The sequence below is a fragment of the Candidatus Eremiobacteraceae bacterium genome, assembly GCA_035295225.1.
Taxonomy (GTDB): Bacteria; Vulcanimicrobiota; Vulcanimicrobiia; order Eremiobacterales; family Eremiobacteraceae; genus JABCYQ01.
In genome coordinates, this window is sequence record DATGJI010000047.1 from 17,046 (window position 1) to 33,336 (window position 16,291).

The 16,291-nt window shown below is 63.5% G+C and carries 17 protein-coding genes; 7 read left to right on the plus strand and 10 right to left on the minus strand.

Annotated elements, in window-relative coordinates; genetic code table 11:
- Positions 1 to 5 precede the first annotated feature (5 nt).
- Positions 6 to 977: a hypothetical protein gene (locus VKT51_07425; protein ID HLJ83981.1), complete on the plus strand. Its 972-nt coding sequence runs from the start codon at positions 6 to 8 to the stop codon at positions 975 to 977.
- 45 nt (positions 978 to 1,022) lie between these two features.
- Here the strand turns inward: VKT51_07425 and VKT51_07430 are convergent, their stop codons facing one another.
- The 4 genes from VKT51_07430 to VKT51_07445 are packed head-to-tail and all read right to left on the minus strand — an operon-like array spanning position 1,023 to position 3,950.
- Positions 1,023 to 1,520, minus strand: a complete 498-nt coding sequence (locus tag VKT51_07430; protein ID HLJ83982.1) for a hypothetical protein — start codon at positions 1,518 to 1,520, stop codon at positions 1,023 to 1,025.
- Positions 1,520 to 2,266, minus strand: coding sequence for a 5-oxoprolinase subunit PxpA (locus VKT51_07435; protein HLJ83983.1), 747 nt, complete (start codon positions 2,264 to 2,266; stop codon positions 1,520 to 1,522). Before VKT51_07435 ends, VKT51_07430 begins: the two co-directional genes overlap by 1 nt.
- A complete protein-coding gene (locus VKT51_07440) occupies positions 2,266 to 3,246 on the minus strand; it encodes a biotin-dependent carboxyltransferase family protein (protein HLJ83984.1) in 981 nt (326 codons plus the stop codon). Before VKT51_07440 ends, VKT51_07435 begins: the two co-directional genes overlap by 1 nt.
- Positions 3,243 to 3,950, minus strand: coding sequence for an allophanate hydrolase subunit 1 (locus tag VKT51_07445; protein HLJ83985.1), 708 nt, complete (start codon positions 3,948 to 3,950; stop codon positions 3,243 to 3,245). Before VKT51_07445 ends, VKT51_07440 begins: the two co-directional genes overlap by 4 nt.
- A gap of 118 nt (positions 3,951 to 4,068) precedes the next feature.
- On the opposite strand from VKT51_07445, the gene VKT51_07450 reads away from it, so the two are divergent.
- Entirely contained in the window at positions 4,069 to 5,862 is a 1,794-nt protein-coding gene (locus VKT51_07450; protein HLJ83986.1) for a DUF255 domain-containing protein, read from the plus strand.
- On the opposite strand, the gene VKT51_07455 is transcribed toward VKT51_07450, so the two are convergent.
- Positions 5,828 to 6,187, minus strand: a complete 360-nt coding sequence (locus VKT51_07455; protein HLJ83987.1) for a hypothetical protein — start codon at positions 6,185 to 6,187, stop codon at positions 5,828 to 5,830. The genes VKT51_07450 and VKT51_07455 overlap by 35 nt on opposite strands.
- Positions 6,188 to 6,398: 211 nt before the next feature.
- On the opposite strand from VKT51_07455, the gene VKT51_07460 reads away from it, so the two are divergent.
- Positions 6,399 to 6,947 carry a hypothetical protein gene (locus tag VKT51_07460; protein HLJ83988.1) on the plus strand — a complete coding sequence of 183 codons (549 nt, stop codon included), beginning with the start codon at positions 6,399 to 6,401 and terminating at the stop codon, positions 6,945 to 6,947.
- A 50-nt stretch (positions 6,948 to 6,997) separates the two neighbouring features.
- Here VKT51_07460 and VKT51_07465 read toward each other — a convergent pair whose 3' ends face one another.
- Positions 6,998 to 7,306, minus strand: coding sequence for a YkvA family protein (locus tag VKT51_07465; GenBank protein HLJ83989.1), 309 nt, complete (start codon positions 7,304 to 7,306; stop codon positions 6,998 to 7,000).
- Between the two features lie 378 nt (positions 7,307 to 7,684).
- Here VKT51_07465 and VKT51_07470 point away from each other — a divergent pair, with 378 nt between their 5' ends.
- Positions 7,685 to 9,277 (plus strand): NAD(P)/FAD-dependent oxidoreductase, encoded by a 1,593-nt coding sequence (locus VKT51_07470; GenBank protein HLJ83990.1) that lies wholly within the window; start codon positions 7,685 to 7,687, stop codon positions 9,275 to 9,277.
- Between the two features lie 77 nt (positions 9,278 to 9,354).
- On the opposite strand, the gene VKT51_07475 is transcribed toward VKT51_07470, so the two are convergent.
- Genes VKT51_07475 through VKT51_07485 form a run of 3 tightly spaced genes read right to left on the minus strand, consistent with a single transcriptional unit; the run spans position 9,355 to position 12,018 of the window.
- Entirely contained in the window at positions 9,355 to 9,900 is a 546-nt protein-coding gene (locus VKT51_07475) for a DUF1203 domain-containing protein (GenBank protein HLJ83991.1), read from the minus strand.
- Between the two features lie 40 nt (positions 9,901 to 9,940).
- Positions 9,941 to 10,507, minus strand: coding sequence for a DUF2087 domain-containing protein (locus VKT51_07480; GenBank protein ID HLJ83992.1), 567 nt, complete (start codon positions 10,505 to 10,507; stop codon positions 9,941 to 9,943).
- Positions 10,504 to 12,018: an NAD(P)/FAD-dependent oxidoreductase gene (locus VKT51_07485; protein HLJ83993.1), complete on the minus strand. Its 1,515-nt coding sequence runs from the start codon at positions 12,016 to 12,018 to the stop codon at positions 10,504 to 10,506. The genes VKT51_07480 and VKT51_07485 overlap by 4 nt, the downstream gene beginning before the upstream one ends.
- A 96-nt stretch (positions 12,019 to 12,114) precedes the next feature.
- On the opposite strand from VKT51_07485, the gene VKT51_07490 reads away from it, so the two are divergent.
- From VKT51_07490 to VKT51_07500, 3 genes are read left to right on the plus strand one after another with little or no spacing between them, the layout of a single operon-like run.
- Positions 12,115 to 13,611 (plus strand): DUF1800 domain-containing protein, encoded by a 1,497-nt coding sequence (locus tag VKT51_07490; protein ID HLJ83994.1) that lies wholly within the window; start codon positions 12,115 to 12,117, stop codon positions 13,609 to 13,611.
- A 16-nt stretch (positions 13,612 to 13,627) separates the two neighbouring features.
- Positions 13,628 to 14,851, plus strand: a complete 1,224-nt coding sequence (locus VKT51_07495; protein ID HLJ83995.1) for a DUF1501 domain-containing protein — start codon at positions 13,628 to 13,630, stop codon at positions 14,849 to 14,851.
- Positions 14,852 to 14,890: 39 nt separating this feature from the next.
- Positions 14,891 to 15,271 carry a twin-arginine translocation signal domain-containing protein gene (locus VKT51_07500; GenBank protein ID HLJ83996.1) on the plus strand — a complete coding sequence of 127 codons (381 nt, stop codon included), beginning with the start codon at positions 14,891 to 14,893 and terminating at the stop codon, positions 15,269 to 15,271.
- Between the two features lie 86 nt (positions 15,272 to 15,357).
- Here the strand turns inward: VKT51_07500 and VKT51_07505 are convergent, their stop codons facing one another.
- Complete coding sequence (locus VKT51_07505) at positions 15,358 to 16,257, minus strand: hypothetical protein (protein ID HLJ83997.1); 900 nt, start codon at positions 16,255 to 16,257, stop codon at positions 15,358 to 15,360.
- Positions 16,258 to 16,291 lie beyond the last annotated feature (34 nt).

Below are 16,291 nucleotides of genomic sequence, written 5' to 3' on the forward strand. Positions count from 1 at the left end.
CCACCATGGCCCACGTTATCGAGCTTCGTCCTTCGATCGGCCAGCAGCCGACCCGGGCGCTGACGCTTGCCGAAGCGTTGGAGCGGCTCGCGACCGCCGGATACGAGGCCGACGCGCACACGTGGGAACAGTTCGTGGATGCGGGTCTCTTGCGGCACAGCAAAGCTGCTTCGGCGAAACTCACCGAAGTCTCCGCCCTCGACTTCAAACGCTTTCGCCAGCTCCTGGAAGTACGACTCCGCGTCGGCACCCGCTGCGCCATCGACGAGTTGTGCTTCTACGCGTGCGCCGCAAATGTGAGCGACGTGCCCACCACCCGCGTCGTTGCATACGTCGAGTCGGGCATCGCCTCGTTCTTCGCAGCGGCCACCGACGCGCTGCGCGCTCTGAGCGGACTCCCCGATCGCCTTGGCATTGAAGGACAGCGCGTCCTGAGCTTTCGGCTCGCGTCTGCCTTGTTGGGCTCGCAGCCGACGCGCGCGCGCCAGCCGTCGAACAACATCGAATGGCTGACGACGACGTGCTGCATGCTCTTCCTCCACGCGACGTGGCGCAACCGGACGCGCGGCCGCGGACCCGCGCCGCGAATTCTCACTCCGGCCGTGCTCGAGACCGAAGAAACGCCGATCTCAGCCATGAGCGCCGGTCGGCCGTTGCGTTCCCGCGCCGCCGAGATCACGCTCGCGCCGATCGCGGATTTGGAGAAGATCGTCAACGGACTCCGTCGAGCGGCGTACGACCGCTCGGCCGACGTCGCATCCGCTGCGGCGGGCGCGGCGCGGTTAGTGAGCGGCCAGTTCGCAAGCGCCGACCATTCGAAATTACCGGTCATCGTGAAGTCGGTTGCGCCGCTTCTAGCAGCCGCCTTTATCCGCGTTCGCACGAACGCGCCGACCGGCACCGCGGAGCGGCTCGTCGCATCCGCCTGGACCGACCAACGCGCGTTTCAGTCCGCGCTGCTCGCGTACTGGACCTAACCCTCACGCGACGTTTCCGTGACTGGGCAAGCGATGCTTGCCCCACTACGAGGAGCGGGATTTCTTCAGGTCGGAGCGCGGGTCATAGACGAGGCGGGCATGTTTGATGATCGCGTACGGTATCGGCGTTGCGCCGGCGTGCGGGTCGTCGATGACCGCCGCAGTATCGTCGGCAGCGATGATCGGTCCGGTGAATTCCACGCGATTGGCAAGCGGTTGCGACGTCACGACCTTCGCTTGTTTGCCTGCGAAACGGCGATAATGCGCGGGCGTCAAGAGCGGGCGCTCGAGGCCGGCTGATTCGACCTCGATCTGGTACTCGGGCGCCTCTTGCCCCATCTCATCGATTCGTTGCGCCAGCCGCCGATTAAGGTCTTCGCAGAGATCGATCGAGACGCCGCCCTCGCGATCCACGACGACGCGCACGACCCAGGCTCCGCGCTCGCGAATGACCATGCATTTGACGATCTCGATGTCAGGCATCGTCAGCGCGATGGCATCGACGAGCGCCACGAGCTTATTGCGGATTTCGTTCCCGCCCATCATACCGTCGTCTTCCGCGCCCACGGACAAACGATCGAAACACCTGAGCGCGTCAGCGCGGCGCGCACCGCTCGAGCGGCCGCGACGGCCGTCGGTTCATCGCCGTGGATGCACAGCGTGGCGATGTCGCCGCGGAGCGCGAGCGTCACGGCTTGTCGGGCCGCGAAATCCGGATCGGTGAAGACGGAATCGGGCAAAGCCCGAGAGCGCAGCGAGCCGTCTTGCTCGTATGCCCGATCGCAAAAGCCTTCGGCGGCGACGCGCAGCCCGGCGGCATGACCGGCTTGCAGCAATGCACCGCCGGCCAAACCGACCAGCACGAGCGACGGATCTACCTCTCGGACGGCGCCTGCGAGCGCCGCGGCAAGGTCCGGATCGGCGGCCGCGTCGTTGTACAGCGCACCGTGAGGCTTCACGTGTGCGACGTGCGCGCCGAGCGAGGCCGCGATCGCGCGCAGCGTTTCGACTTGTGCCCGAAGAGCTTGAGCGGCAGAGCCGGCATCCTGCGCATACGAGCGCCTGCCAAAACCTTCTCGATCGACGTACGATGGGTGCGCGCCGATGACAGCGCCGCTTGCCAGGGCCGCGCTGATGGTCGCTCGCATGATCGTTTCGTCACCCGCGTGAGCGCCGCACGCGATGTTCACCGAGCTGACGAGAGCGATGAGATCGAGGTCCGCGATGCGGCCCTCGGATCCAGGCAGCTCCCCGACGTCGCAGTTGAGATCGATCGTCCGCGCGGCCATCACGATTCCGCGCCTTCGAAGAATCCTGCGGCGAGCACGGCGCTGCCGTCGTTAGGGCCGGCGAGGGACTGGCTCGCGGCATCGAGCGCGCGGCGCCGCTCCTCAAGTGCACCACCCGCTTCTTCTATATCTATCGCCTCGAAGCGTACGCGGTCTCCGGGGCGCAGCTGTGCGGCACGAGGAAGGTCGGCCGTCGCTACGACCGCGGCGATCTCATAACCGCCGGTCGTTTGATGCTCGCATAGCAGCACGATCGGTGTTCCGTCAGCAGTGACCTGAACGCAGCCCGCGCACACGCCCGCCGACGGCCGGTCGGCGCGCATCCCGGCGAGTGTCGCCTCCCCTTCGAGCGACACTGCTTGACGCGATGATCTATCGGTGACCTGAAACGAACTGCTGAAAAGCGGGTCGACGAAGGATGACGCGGCCCGCCATGCAGTCCGCAGCACGGTCTCCGCTTGCCATACGATCGGCTCGATGCGCGCCCCAGGATTCGTGTCGATCGCAGCGCCGAGCGAAAATTCGTCTCCGCGTCCGAAAATCCGACCCCCGAACCCCGACGTGACATCGGTGCTCGCGCTCCCCAAGAGCGGCGGCGCGATCACGCCGCCGTCGAATGCGACGTACGAGCGCAGGCCGCGCCGCGCAGCTCCGACGACCACGCGCTCGCCGGCACGGCCGCGCAGTGCCCGCCATTGCTCGCAGACGCGCCCGCCGACCGCCAAGGGCGCGGAGGCACCGGTGACCGCTATCCAGACATCGTCGGAGAGCGCGAACGACGCTCCTGAGAGCGTGGTTTCGATCAGCGCGGCAGAATCCGGATTGCCGACGAGCCGGTTGGCCGCACGGCTGGAATACCAATCTGCTGAGCCGCCCGGAGAAACGCCGAGGCGGCCTGCGCCGCGGCGACCCAGATCTTGGACTGTGCTCAACACGCCCGGATCGACAATACGAACGGTGCGTTTGCGAAATGTGCTCATGCTGTCGTCACGCCTGCGCTTCGCAGATCGGAGACCGGCTCGAACCGGATACGATCGAGCGGCTGGAAGAGCGTCGGCGGTTCGTGTGCCGGTTCGAAAAGCACCGCGTTTGTGCGTCCAAGGAGGCGCCAGCCGCCGGCCGACGCCCGCGGATAGATCCCGCATTGGCCGGCGGCGATCGCCACGCTCCCCGCGGGAACCCGAGGTCGCGGTCGCGTGAGCCGTTCGACGCCGTGCAGCGCCGGCGGCAGGCCGGACAGGTACGGAAATCCCGCCAGAAACCCCAGGAACGCGACGCGGTAGTCCGCCCCGCACAGCATGTCGCGCATGCGCGTCTCCCGCATTCCCAAGTCGTGCGCCGTGCGCTCGAAGTCGACGCCGTGCTCACCGCCGAAGCAGACGCGAACGGTATGGTTGCGCGGGGGCCGCTGCTCGCGAGCGCTCCCAGTCTCCAATTCGGCGGCGCATGCGGCAAGCGCATCCGTGACCGCGCGCAGCTGTTCGGCCGGCCCGATGACGAGCGGATCGAAGCGGATGAGGACGGAGCAGTAGCCGGACACGACATCCAGCGATCGCGAACCCAACCACGCCGAAAGGGAGTCCGCCAGGCGTGCGGCTTGGAGCGCGAGTTCCGGATCGCGGCTCGTCCCCAATTCCACGCTGATAGATGCGTCGCCGAGGGAACGGCACGCAAACGATTGCATAGCGCGCAGCCCGTTCGCGCAAATGCCGGGCTCTTCCTAATCGCGTTGTTCTTATGCCTACGGCGCCCGATGTGCCGAGCGAAGGCGACTCTACGAACGGCGTGTAAGCGCGTCGACGGTGAGCGACCTGCATTTTTCCCCGCGTCCTAATCGAGCGTCCGAGATCAATTGGCGCGAGTGGGGCGACGGCCCGTTTCGAGAGTCAGAGGCCACCGGGAAACCGGTCGTCCTCGCGATTTCCGCCGTATGGTGCCACTGGTGCCACGTCATGGACGAGACGACATATTCGACCGATGCGGTGATCCGGTTGTTGAACGAGCGGTTTATCCCCACCCGCGTCGACAATGATCGCCGCCCGGATGTGAACGCTCGCTACAACATGGGCGGTTGGCCGACGACGGCGGTGTTGACGCCTGACGGCGAGATCGTCCACGGCGGAACGTATATCCCGCCCGATGCGATGCTCCGTTTGCTCGGTCAGATCGATCGCTTCTTTTCGGAGCCCGATAACCGTCTCGAATTGGCTGAGCAGACCCGGCGCGTCAAGGATGAAAGAGCGCGCGGTAGATCGATCGACGGCGAAGCGGCGATGGGCACGCTCGACAACCGGACCGCCGAAACCGTCCTCGGACAACTCGAAGAGCAGTTCGATCAAGAGTTCGGCGGGTTTGGCGACGAGCAGAAGTTCCCGCAGACGAGCACGCTGCACTTCATGCTCGACCATTGGGCGCGCACGCGCGACTCGCGCGACGAGCGGATGACTCTTGCGACGCTGCGCGGTATGGCAGGCGGCGGCATGTACGACCACGTGGAAGGCGGATTCTTCCGTTACTCCACCACGCGGGACTTCAGCGTGCCGCACTTCGAGAAGATGCTCGAAGACCTCGGCGGACTCGTGCTCGCGTGCTCTCGCGCCGGTGCGGCGTTCGCGGCCGACGATCTCGGCCTCGTCGCGCGCGATGTCAAGCGTTATCTCGACGCTTCGCTGTGGCAAGCTGAAGCGGGTGCGTATGGCGGAAGCCAGGATGCCGACGAATCATACTTCCAACTCGACGCGGCCGGACGGTTGAATCGCGTTGCGCCGTACGTAGACCGTACGATCTTCACGTCTTGGAATGCCGAGACCGCACGGTCGCTTCTTCTCTCTGCGCCGTTGCTGGGCGGAGCAGCAGGCGAATTCGACGATTGGACCGCTCGCGGCTTGGCGATCTTGGAGACGCTGTGGTCGCGCTTGCTGCGCGAAGGCCTGATGTGCCGCTATTCCGATGGTGAGCCGCACGTGCGCGGGCTCCTCGGCGACCAGGCCTGGTCTATCGCCGCGGCGCTCGCAGCGCATGCCGCGACCGGCGAGGGACTATGGCTTGAGCGAGCGGGTCGGCTCATCGCTGCCAGCGACGCGCTGTATGACGAGAGCCGGGGCTACGCCGACCGGCTCTCATCCGAGGGCGCGCCAGGCCGCTTGAGCGACGTCGCCGTGCCCTTCAACGAGAACGCGCTCATGGCGCGGTCGCTGCTTGCGTATGCAGCCGCGGCAGCCCAGCCAGCCATGGCCGACCGGGCACGCGAAATCCTCGGTCGCTTCGAGCGGGACTACCGGCGCTATGGCGTCTTCGCCGCTCTGTATGGCTCGGCCGTTATGGACGCAATCGAGCCGCCGGTCAGCGTGGTCATCGTCGGCGCACCGCTCGAAGCCGCGAGGCTTCGCCGCGCCGCGCTTTCCACGACATGGCCCGCTATTTCCGTGATTCCAGTGGATCCTATCACCGAATCGGAACGGCTCGAGCGGTTAGGGCACTCAGCGCTTGCCGATTCATCGCCAGTTGCGTATCTGTGTCGCGGTACAGCGTGCTTCGCGCGGGTCACCACTGCATCGGATCTCAGCGACGCGCTGGCACGATCCCCACAAGCGTAGGGCCGGCAATCGCGATCAGAGCAAGCAGCGCCGCGATGATGGTAAAAGTCGCTCCGCCAAAGCCGACGACGACGCTGATGCGTTGCACGGTCACGAGGCTCGCCATGGTGAGAATCGCGACACGCCACCGCCGAGCTCCGGTGAACGCAAGTGCCGCGGCCGCGAACAGCAGCACGTTGACGAGCAAGCCGGAAACTGCGGTGACAGTCGGTCCCTCGCCCAGACCCGCGCCAATCGCGGTGGCGATTCCGATAGACGCCCACGCGGCGCTAAGACCCGACGCGATGTAGCGGAACACTTCCTGATACGTCCCAGGCGAGGGCATGATCGACGTCCTTCAAGCAGTACGCGACTCTGACATTTTTCGGAGATTACGTTTCGTGGGCGCGAGGAATAGCGACAGGCGATGGCAGAACCTCGACGTCTCGCTTCTGGTCGAGCAATACGTTTCTTTTTTCTCTGGAGGCTGAACGGTGCTTCAAGAATTGCGCGCCGAACTCTCACTCTCTGATACGCGACAGAATATTCGCGACCGCATGAGAGAGTTTTCGGATGACGGCGCGCAGACGCGAAGCCCGCGCGAAAGTGCGGACTACGCATGGCGAATCGTGCAGAACGTTTTAGCCGAAGAGCTTTCCGAACTCAACAGCGGTCTGTCGGACGACGCGCAACTGCACGAGCAAGATCGCCTCGCGTTGCCGGACGGCAGTCAGGCGATCGACGTTTCGTATCGCGATCTAAAATTTTCTATCGTGCGTTCGAAAGATCGCCGGGAACTCGCACTCATCGATCCATCCGCCGGGCGATTGCCGATCGAGCGCATTGGATCGAAGTTGTTCATCGCAGGCGAGCCGGTATCGTCAGCGCTCATCGCCGCCATCGGACGTCTGATCGAGCGCGCGACGGCCGGCGTGCAGAGCTCGCCCCACAACGCGCCGCGCTACATGACCTTAGAGATATTCACTTCGAGCGCGGCCAAAGTCGAAGCGGCGCTAAACCTCGCCCACGAGAACGGCTTCCGTTTCGTGGAATCCTACAAGAGCCGCAGCCCCCTGAAGCGGGTGTTCCTCTTCGAGCGTACGTGATTGAAGGAGCGATTTATTGAAGGGGCCGACGCCAGTCGGCCCTAGTCATATTATTCTTGCGGCGTCACGTTCTTGATAACGGCTGCCGAGCGCGCGAAGCCGTTGGCGTCTGCTACGGCGTCTCGCGGGCACATCGAGATGAACGTCTGAGCAAGCAGCATCAAGAGCGCGATGTCGTCGAGCGGTCCGAGGAACGGGATATCGCTGAAGATGTCCAAGGGCGAGATGATCAGGAATGCGGCGGCAACCGTCGTGAACTTGAGCCAGCTTGGAACTCGCCCGTCCACGAAAAGCCGAGTGAGAACGCGATACGTCCGCGGAAGATCCAGAAGTTGGCGTGCGCGACTGAAGAACGTCATCAACATCATACTTCCGTATACCCACGTTGGCCCCGAAGTGTTTCGGGCCGGAGACCGGAACCAACCATCGATTCGACGATTGTCGCTTCGAGGTTCGCGCCTAATGGCGGAGACGAAACCGGCGTCTTCGACTTATAAGGCTGGCTGTCGCGATTCGACCGCGCAATGCGATCGCCGAATCTTTCGCGGGTTGCCGCATGCTCTTCAGTCTTCGATGCCGCGCGGACAGACGAGGAGTCGACCAACCGCTCCTTCAAGTGCGACGCGCACGAGTTCGAGTCGACCTGCTTGGTCGGCCAGAAAACTGTGTGGCCGATTCTATCGTCGGCGCGGCGGACCATAAAGGTCCGCCCTACATTATCTACATTAGGAGCGACGATGCCTTCGACCTCGACGTACGACGCGATCATCATCGGCGGCGGCCACAATGGATTGGTCACCGCGTGCTATCTCGCTCGCGCAAAGTGGAAGGTACTGGTCCTCGAACGACGCTACGTCGTCGGCGGCGCATGCGTGACCGAAGAGAACATCTTTCCTGGATACAAAGTTTCGACAGCCGCGTACGTCAATAGCCTCTTCCGGCCCGAGATCATCCGAGATCTGCGCTTGAAAGACTACGGATTCGACGTCGTGGAGCGCGACCCGTCCTCGTTCTCGCCGTTTGAAGACGGCCGCCATCTCTTTCTCGGTCCGGACCATACAATGAACGTGCGCGAGATCGCGAAGTTCAGCGCGAAGGATGCCGAGAATTTTCCCAAGTACGAAGCGATGCTCGAACGCGTCGCTTCGGTCGTAGAACCGACGCTGATCCTCAAGCCGCCGAACGTGGCGCATCCTGGACTGTCGGACCTCCTGCGCATGGCCCCGATGGGCCGCGCCATGCAGAAACTGGGCCCCGCGATGAGCGAGGCGATCGAAGTGCTGACGGGCCCGGCTCGACCGATCCTCGACCGCTGGTTTGAATCCGAAGAGCTCAAAGCGACGCTCGCCACCGACGCGATCATCGGCGCGTTCGCCTCGCCGTCGATGCCGGGAACGGCGTACGTGCTCTTTCACCACGTCATGGGCGAGACGAACGGCAAGCGCGGCGTGTGGAGTTACGTCAAGGGCGGGATGGGCGGCCTGACGCAAGCGCTGTCGCGGGCGGCAAAAGACCTGGGCGTCGAGATTCGCACGGAGACCGAAGTCGCAAAGATCCTGACGGCCGGAGGCGCCGCGACCGGCGTCGTGCTGAAGAACGGCGACGAGTTCCGCTCGCGCCGCGTGGCGAGCAACGTCGATTGCCGCGTGACGTTCACCCGGTTGCTGGATTCGAACATGCTGCCGGCCGATTTCGCTGCCGCGATCGACCGCATCGATTACAGCAGCGCATCGGTGAAGATCAATGTCGCGCTCGCATCGCTGCCCGATTTCACCGCATGCCCCGGATCCGCGCCCGGACCGCAGCATCGCGGCACGATCCATCTCTGCCCCGATCAGGATTTCATCGAGCGCGCGTACGATGATGCGAAGTACGGCAAGATGTCGCAACAACCGATCGTGGAGTGCACAATCCCGTCTGCAGTTGATCCCAGCGTCGCGCCGCCTGGCCGGCACCTGATGTCGATGTTCTGCCAGTACGCGCCGTACGCGCTCAAGGACGGACCGTGGACGTCGCAACTGCGCGCCGAATTCGCGGACCGTTGCTTCGACATCGTCGAGCGTCACGCGCCCGGCTTCAAAGCGTCCGTGCTCGATCGGCAGATTCTGACGCCGGTGGATCTCGAGGAGAAGTTCAATCTCACCGGGGGCAACATTTTCCAGGGATCGATGGGCCTGAACCAATTGTTCATGTTCAGGCCGGTGCCGGGTTTCGCCGGCTACCGCACGCCGATCAAAGGGCTCTTCTTATGCGGTGCGGCCGCGCATCCGGGCGGCGGCGTGATGGGCGCGTCGGGCTGGAACGCCGCCCGCGAAATGCTCCGCGGCTAGCACAATGTAGGGCGGACCTTTACGGTCCGCCGAGTGTGGGGCGGACCTTTACGGTCCGCCGAGTGTGGGGCGGACCTTTACGGTCCGCCTGGGCGCTCATTGCCGCGTTCGATGCGGAACAGATAGCAGCCGTGCGATCGGCTGCGCGCGTGAACGTACGCGACGTCCTCGTTCGCCAACAGCTCGCGCGCGATAGTCGCCGCTTCGCCGGCGTCTGCGTATCGCTGCGAGTCCGCGATGTTATCGTTTGCATCGTATGGCCGCAAGACGAGTGGCCGATTCGCAAAATCTTCTGGAATTGCGTCAGTCGATTCATACCGTGCGCATGGCTCGGCGTGGATGAATACTGGACCTACTTCTTGATATGGGCGCGGCTCCCCGAAAGGGCGATACGAGAAGAGCAGCAACGGTTCGCCCGGCTTGGAATAACGCAGGCAGTGCCTGCATGGCCCGCTGCCGTAATCGGTACCGGGCTGGAGTGTGTTGCCATGGCCGTCGTGTAGCGACTCGCGCACACGATCGGCGGTTTCTGTAGGCATAGAGACTACACGCAGTTTGGTCTGTGTCGCTTGCAACATGCGGACAGCATACCAACCCATCGGACGGCGCGCTATCCGAATCATGCGAATCCGGGAAACGCGGGCCGACTAGCGTCGGGCCGCTTCAAATATTCCCAACCCGTTTATACACTCCGTGATCGCGTGCCATGTTGCGATAGTCCACCAGCATTCGACGAAGCGCTGCGAAATCTGGATGCACTTCTTTCAATATCGCATTGACCTCGCGCTCGGCGTAGCTTCGGTTCTCTTCGAAGCGCTCGACTAGCCATCGCATCAGCAGCTTCTGTTTCTCTGCGCCGACCGGAATCTTGGAAATCCGGCCATCGCGAACGAACGGGGCTAACGTCGTCGCTTCTAGCCTCGACAGCGTCGGCGATGCGAGAGATTCCGCCGGCCGCTTGACCGAGTTGCTGAGCGCGTTTCCTGAGCGCAGCCACGCGATCTCGAGCTGCAGCTTGCCGTTACCGCTCGTCTCGTCATCGAGTATCAGACCGGCATCTCGCAATAGCCGGAGGTGTCGGTTCAATGCATCGGGTCTCAACCGTAGGACTTCTGCAAGTTCAGAGCGTGTGCGCGCGCCGAGCGAAAGGACGCCGACGATTCGTAGACGCGTTTCGTTGGCTAGCGCCTTGACGAATCGCGAAACGTCGTCGGAGGCGGAGTCGGTCACGAACGAACAGCCAGGTCGGCGAGCACCGCGCGCGATGCGCGCAGGCCGGGCGCGCCGGTAACGCAGCCGCCAGGATGCGCGCCCGAACCGCAGAGATACAAGCCGCGCAGCGGCGTTCGCGTCGAAAACCGATTTTCGAAGATCTGCCCTGGCAGAAGTTCGCCGTGAAAGATGTGGCCGCCGGACAATCCAAAGCGTCGTTCGAGATCCGGCGGTGCGAGAATCTGCCTTGCTTCGATCGCGTTGGGCAAGTTGGGCGCGAATCTGGCGAGGGACGCCACGATCGTATCGGCGGCGGCTTCGGCCATCGCCGTTGTCCAGGGACCGTCACCGCGGTCATACGGAAAGTACTGCGCGAAGATCGAAAGCAGCTGTTTGCCCTTTGGAGCGATGCTTTCGTCCGTGGGCGACTGCATGTAGCCCTCGATCAGCGGAGCGCGTGAAACGGTTCCCGATCGTGCATCCTCGTAGGCCGCCTGCAGATACTCGATAGAATCCGCGACGTGAAGCGTAGCGCTGTGATGCGGTTGCGCATTCAATCCGGGCCGGCACGTGAAATTCGGAAGTTCACCGAGCGCGAGATTAACCTTGAGCGCCACGCCCGTAGACGACCAGTCCTCCACGCGCCGGACGAACGCGTCGTCTAAGGCGTCGCGCGGCGTCAATCGCAAGAATGTCGTCTTCGGGTCTGCGTTCGAAAGCACGACGGGCGCGCTGACTTCGGTGCCGTCGTCAAGCGCGACGCCGATCGCGCTGCCGGAACGCACGAGCACCCGGCTGACAGCCGCGCTGTGTCGGATTTCTGCGCCGGCTGCCCGCGCCGCGCTTGCGATCGCTGCCGACACCGCTCCCATGCCGCCGCGGACGAATCCCCAGGCGCCCTGGACGCCGAAGGCGCGTCCGGCGTTGTGATGTGCCAACACGTATGCGGTCCCCGGCGTCTCAGGCCCCGCATACGTGCCGATCAACCCGTCGTTGACGCACTCAGCCTGCAGCACAGGCGTTTCGACGTAGCGCCGGACGAAGTCGGCCACAGAGCCCTGCATGGTGGCTTGGGTGGCGCGGTCAAATGACCCGAATGAGGGCGCGTCGGCGTCGAGCGCGTCGAAGATCAATCCGCCAAGGCGATCTCGCTCGGCTTCGAGGCAACGGAATCCGTCGAGGTCGCGTTGAGAGAATATCGCGATTTCCGCGGCGTTGGCGGCGGCGTCACGGGTCAGAAGGAGCGAACGGCCGTCGAGCAGGGGCGTGAAAGCGGCTGCGGGTTTGCGATATGCGGCGTACCCATGTGAAGCGAGGTCGAGATCCGCGATGACCTTCGGATGCAAGAGGCTGCAGACATACGATGCGGTGGATACCGTCCAGCCGGGCCATGGATGCTCGCTGATCGTGGCGCCGCCGATCACATCGCTTCGTTCTAGCACGCAGACGCTGCAGCCCGCGCGGGCGAGATATGCCGCAGCCACAAGACCATTGTGGCCCGAACCGATCACAATCGCATCATACGCCATGCGCGCGCCCTTCGCGCAGGTCCGTATGCTGCCATTCTCACGCAACTCTCACGGCGGCCTCAAGAGTTCCTCACCGCCTATCGATACAATAGACCTATGAGCGCTGTTCAAGCGGCCAGTTCGCAATATCGGCCCGCCGGATCTTTGGATGCGGCCACGGCGCTCTTGCCCTACGCGGGCCCGTGGACCCCGAAGCTCGCCGCCCACCTCCTCCGGCGCGCAGGCTTCGGGGGCTCTCCCACGGAGATCGACGCCGCTTCGGCCGCAGGTATGAACGCTGCGGTCGATGCTTTGATCAACTTCAGTCGCGATCCGATGCCGCAGGCGCCGGACGCCGATCTCTCCTACGGGCCGATGACGACGCCGCAGCAGAAACGTCAAGCGAACATCGCGATGACGATGTGGTTCTTGAATCGCGTGCTGCTTTCGCCCAATCCTCTGCTCGAGCGCATGACGTATTTCTGGTCGAATCACTTCACGAGCTCGGTCGACGGCGGCGTCACGCCGCAGATGCTCGTCAACCAGTACGCGCTCTTCCGCCGAAACGCGCTCGGTAATTTCAGCGACCTGACGCACCAAGTATCGCAGGACCCGGCGATGCTCTTCTATCTCAACGGCGCGCAGAACAACAAACGGCATCCAAACGAGAACTATGCGCGCGAACTGATGGAACTTTTTACGCTCGGCGTCGGCAACTACACCGAAGACGATGTCCGCGAGAGCGCGCGCTCGTTCACTGGTTGGACCGTGAACCGCAGCGACGACACAGCGCACTTCGTGCCGCGCCTGCACGACGACGGTCAAAAGACTTTTCTCGGCCAGACGGGCAACTTCACCGGCGACGACATCGTCGACATCCTGTTGCGCCAGCCCGTGGCCGCGCAGTTCGTCGCGCACAAGTTCCTCCGTCATTTCGTCTACGACGATCCGGAACCCGCGCTCGTCGCGGCGGCCGCGGATATCTTCCGTTCGAGCGGCTACAACGTGCGCGTTCTCATGAACGCGCTGCTTCGTTCGAACGTCTTCTATTCGGCGCGTGCCTACCGCGCGCTCATCAAGAGCCCGTTGGAGCTCGCCGTCGGATCCATGAAACTGGTCGGCGCGACCGAATTCACGCCGCGACTCGCGGGCGGCATCGTGGCCATGGGGCAGATCCCGATGCGTCCGCCGAACGTCGCCGGCTGGCCCGGCGGCGCGCAATGGATGAATCAGAGCACGGAGCTCGCGCGCCTGAATTTTGCGAATCAGTTGGTCTATGCCACGCCGCCCGCCGCCGGACAGGCTATGACCGCGGCCATGTCACCTGCCATGACGGCATCGCCCGCAAGCGGGCCGCCGGCCATGCCGGCAATGTCAACGCCGATGGAATGGATCGGCAACACGAGCATGACAGACCCCGGCGCGATCGCCGAGCGGATAATTTGGATCGCGCTGCAGGACGACGCGAATGCGTCACAGCGCAGCAGTATCCTGAGCTTCTTACAAACCGACGGTGTCGGTAATCTCGTGACGCTCAACGGCGAGAACCTTGACGAAAAAGTTCGCGGCGCGATGAGTCTAGCAATGGCGACCGCTCCTTACCAGCTGGCTTAGCGAGGAAACGGAAGACATGGCATCGCGACGGCAATTCATCGTCCAAAGCGTCGGTGCGTTCGCAGGTTTCCTCGCGATCGACTCGATCTTCGCCCGTGCTGCGAGAGCGGCCGGAACAGCCGCCATCGGCGGATCCGCCGCCGGACGCAGCCTCGTCGTGGTCAACTTGCAAGGCGGCAACGACGGACTGAACACGCTCATTCCGTTCTCCGACCCGAATTATTACAAGGTACGCCCGACCATCGGCGTCGCCCAAGAAGAGGTCGTCAAGCTCAACGGTGACCTCGGCCTCAACCCGAAGCTGGCGGATCTCAAGGAACTTTTCGACGCGCAGCGCGTCGCGATTCTGCAGGGCGTTCACTATCCGAACCCCATCCTGTCGCATTTCCGCTCCACCGAGATCTGGCAAACGGCCGCCCCGGATAAGTACGTCCCCGATGGTTGGGCTGGGCGCTATCTCGATGAAGCCGGCCTACCGGCCAACAATCTCTTCAAGGGCGTCGCCATCGGCCCGATCTTGCCGCAGCTGCTGATCGCCGCCAAGACCGACGTGCCCGCCATCGCCGACCTACGCGGTTTCGCGTTTCGGGGCAAGCGCGACGAGCAACGTCAGGCAGACAATATCCTCAATGGCGCGAGCGAGACGTACGCGTTTCAGAGCCCCTATCTCGCGCTCGTGCAAGGCGTGGAACACGACGCGCATGCCGCATCCATACAGCTCCCGCAGCTCATCGCAGGTTACAAGCCTGCGGTCGACTACCCGAAGACGCCGTTCAGCCAAGGCTTGAACTTGGTCTCGGCGATCGTCAATGCGGGTTTAGGCACAAAGGTCTTTTACGTCAGCTTGGGGTCGTTCGATACGCACGTCAATCAGCGGCAGCGCCAGGACACGTTGCTCGAACAGTTCGCCGGCGGGATAAAAGCATTCTACGCCGATCTGGCAGCGCACGGCGCAGATGATCGCGTGGTCACCATGACGTTCTCCGAATTCGGACGGCGCGTATCGGAGAACGCGAATCGCGGCACCGATCACGGCACGGCCGCGCCGATGTTCATCGTCGGCGGCGGTGTGAAAGGTGGTCTCTACGGCGACCATCCGAGCCTGACGGACCTCGACTTCGGCAACCTGAAGTGGCACACCGATTTCCGTTCGGTGTACGCGACGATACTCGAGCGGTGGCTCGGTGTGCCGTCGGCGCCTGTCTTGGGCAGCGGGTTCCCCACTCTCAACTTCGTCTGACCTTCCCTCCAGCCAAACCGAAAGGAAACGAGTATACCTATGGAACGTAGGAATTTTCTGGCTGCCGCAATGGGAGCAACGGCAGCATTGATTGGAACCACCGCCCTCGCCAATGCGGGACCGGTCGCCGGACCGCCTGGGCCGATCTCGACACCTATTCCGCCGGAGCCGCTTCCCCGGCCCACGCCGAGCCATCCAGCGGATTGGCGGCGCAACGAAAACAACAGCGAGAGGAACATCCGACGAGTGCGCCGCCACCTGGAGCACGTGATCGATGAGTTACAGCACGATCAGAACGACTACAATGGACACCGCGCGCAAGCCATGACGCTTCTTCAGCAAGCGCGCGAGCAGCTTCTCGAAGCCGAGCAATACGACAACGCGCATCCGAACACGAGTCCCACCGCGCGACCATTCTAAACGCCGATTGACCGATTAGAGAGGGGCCGACTCGCGTCGGCCCCTTCAGACATGCTTGGGCACATGGGCGAGCGTTGCTCGCCTTACTACGATTTTAGGGATGCGCTCGAACGCCAGGCTGTTTCGATGAGCGAATCAAGCATCGTCGCTGCGGCCGCGAGCTGATCGGACGTGAGCGATACGAGTTCCGCGCGAGTCGCAGGCGGACCGCTCCCATCCATGGCGCCGCGTTTTGCAAGGTCATAGAGCGGTACGACGCGCGCGTTTGTCTCGAGGATGTAGTGCTCGATGGCGGCGAGCGGCACGTCGGGTAAGACCTGCGACGGACCGACGAGCGGCGTGACCTGGTCCACCGTCACGTTGGCGTCGACGAAGCGACTTTCGTAATCCTCGTGAAATGTGTGGCTCTCCGAGTAGTTCTGCGGATTTGGATAGTCACCCCAGCCGTTGAAATGCACCGAGACGTGCAGCGGCTGGCTTCCGTCGCCGACGAAGTGCGAGAATATTCCGATGTCGTGGATCGTAAGCGAAGCCCGGCGCGCGCGTTCGTCGGCCGGCGCGACTCGCCAGAGTGCAAAATCGGCGCGAACCTGCTCGTAGCCCTCGAGGATCGCATATGGAAGGAAGCCGACGGAGTACGCGTCGGTAGGCTTCGGGGCGGACCACAGCGCCTTTATGTAAGAATCTCGAGTCTCGGGCAGCGCGGTGAGCGAGAGCGCGCCGCCCACCATGCCGTTGTCGTCGACGTCGAGATAATGATCCGTGCTCCACTCCCGCGCCCATGCGTGATCCACATCGGTACCGATCTTCAGCCGATCCTCCTCGGCCTGAAGGTAGATGATCTCGTTCTTCGCATCGTCGCTGCGAAGAAACGCAGGCACGTCAGCTGGAAGGTGCGCCATCGCGGCCTGCCCGATCATGGTGTGGCCTTTCAAACCCCACGCCTGAGCCGGCGCGTGCGCGAAGAGAATGATTGCGCCTGCCATGATCGCGCCGCCGCACTTCGCGATCTTCACAGGT